This is a genomic window from Oleiphilus sp. HI0067 (genome assembly GCF_001635735.1).
This window is the reverse complement of sequence record NZ_LWFI01001463.1, coordinates 1-2,176: the sequence shown is the minus strand read 5'-3', so window position 1 is coordinate 2,176 and position 2,176 is coordinate 1. Positions and strand designations below refer to the sequence as shown.

At 45.3% G+C, this 2,176-nt stretch carries 2 protein-coding genes and 1 pseudogene; all 3 read right to left on the bottom strand.

Translation table 11 applies throughout. The features are described 5' to 3' along the window. Nucleotides 1-13 precede the first annotated feature (13 nt). Nucleotides 14-799: a phosphate ABC transporter ATP-binding protein PstB gene (pstB, locus tag A3739_RS23870; protein WP_068481038.1), complete on the bottom strand. Its 786-nt coding sequence runs from the start codon at nt 797-799 to the stop codon at nt 14-16. Beyond that, entirely contained in the window at nt 783-1,988 is a 1,206-nt protein-coding gene (pstA, locus tag A3739_RS23865; protein WP_082878583.1) for a phosphate ABC transporter permease PstA, read from the bottom strand. The genes pstB and pstA overlap by 17 nt, the downstream gene beginning before the upstream one ends. Nucleotides 1,989-1,996: 8 nt before the next feature. Next, nucleotides 1,997-2,176, bottom strand: a pseudogene (locus tag A3739_RS30330) (phosphate ABC transporter permease subunit PstC); the annotation flags it as partial.

Genomic DNA, 2,176 nt, shown 5'->3' with positions numbered 1-2,176 from the left:
GTGCGTTGAATCGCTAGCCAAAGCGACCAGCGATATAATCGGCAGTGGTAGGATGGGTTGGACTCTCAAATACCTCGTGCGTATGACCAAACATCATGAGTTCACCAAGATGGAAGTGTGCCGTTTGATCAGCAACCCTCTTTGCTTGCTGCATATTGTGCGTCACAATCACTATGGTGTAATACTTTTTAAGATCGAGCATCAACGCTTCAATGCGTTGCGTGGATATCGGATCAAGCGCCGACGTAGGCTCGTCCATCAATATCACATCAGGCTGAACAGCAATGGCCCGCGCAATACATAAACGTTGTTGTTGCCCTCCGGACAGACTTGTACCAGGAGAATGCAATTTGTCTTTTACCTCGTCCCATAAACCCGCAGACCTGAGAGACTTTTCAACCAAACGATCACAGTCTTCGCCTTTCTTAACTTGCTGATGTTTTAAGGGCGCATAAGCGACATTATCGTAGATGGATTTAGGAAATGGATTTGGTTGCTGGAATACCATTCCAATATGTTTGCGAACCGCGACTTCGTCCACATCATTGTCATAAACGTTTTTGCCATCCACTGAGACAACACCATCCACTTTTACGATATCAATCAAATCATTCATTCGATTTAAACACCGCAGAAATGTGGATTTCCCGCAGCCTGAGGGGCCAATCAAGGCAGTGATATTGTTTTCTTTGAGCTCAACGCTGATATTCTTCAGCGCGTGATGATCCCCATAATGCAAATTCAAATCTTGCACAGAGATCTTGGTGCGCGAGGCATCAGAGTTACCACTTAACTTCATATTTTCTTCTCAAGTAAATCGCTAACGAATTCAATAGAACGATGATCGATAAGATCACGACAATTCCGGCGGCCGTTTTTTCAACATATGCCCGCTCTGGCATACCTGCCCAAGTAAATATCTGTGCTGGCAACACTGTTGCAGCCTCCATAATTGAACTCGGGGAATCGGGGATAAAGGCAATCATGCCAATAATGATCAACGGTGCAGTTTCACCCATGGCCTGCGCAAGTCCAATGATACTGCCGGTTAATATACCCGGCAGGGCAATGGGCAATACGTGGTCTTTCACGACTTCTTGTTTAGTCAAACCAAGCCCTAAACCTGCCTGACGAATCGATTCGGGCACGCTGCGTAACGCTGCTCGAGAACTCACGATGATAATCGGTAATGTCATTAGTGCGAGCGTAATCCCGNCAACTAATGGGGAGCTTCGAGGCAAGCCAAAAAGATTTATAAATACCGATAAACCGAGCAAGCCAAATAAAATAGATGGAATCGCGGCAAGGTTATTGATGTTCACTTCAACAAAGCGCGTAAACATGTTGTCAGAAGCAAATTCTTCCAAGTAAATCGCCGTCATCACACCAATAGGAAAAGCCAAGGCCATAGTCACTACCAAGGTCAATATCGAGCCGATAATTGCGGATTGAATACCCGCATATTCCGGGCTCTTTGAGTCCCCTCGGCTAAAGAAAATACTGTTCCAACGCTGCTCAACTCGTCCTTGCTCACGCAAAGCATCGATCGTCGTAAGATGTTTTTTCTTGATGTTGTGATGGTGGCCTTTGATGTACTGATCAACTTGATCATCAGCCAAGACCCAAACCCGCTCAGTTTTCCCCAACAAACTCGGATTTTGTTTTATTTGTTCGGGAATGGTGCGCAACCACGCTCGGCTCACAATCGTGCGATAGGTCTTATCAATCGCTTTACGATAAGATTTAGCTGCGTGTTCAGAGTATGTAATATCCACTAACACGTATGTTTGTTTGGCAGCTGGCAGCGCCGTGCGCCCAATATCAAATAAAAAGAACGCCAAAAACGACATGGTAAAGGCAATGCAACCCACCATAAGCGCTTTAAACAACTGAGCTTTTCGTGCGCGTTTGGCTAAGCGCTTGTCATGAAAACAGTGCTCTTTGGCTGATTCAGCTTGTTCATGCGCCACATATGACGCTTGCTTCATGCTTATACTCATAAACGATTAATCTTGTATTTGGCTTTGAACTTACGAATCTGCCGTACCGAAATCATATTCAGAAGTAAGGTAATCACGAACAAAACTAAACCTAAGGCAAATGCAGAAAGTGTTTGGGGAGAATCGAATGCATGGTCACCCACAAGCGCATCGACAATACGCACTGTGACCGTGGT

Excerpts from the sequence above, each read along its gene's own strand:
- pstB (WP_068481038.1), bottom strand. The coding sequence starts at position 799 with ATGAAGTTAAGTGGTAACTCTGATGCCTCGCGCACCAAGATCTCTGTG.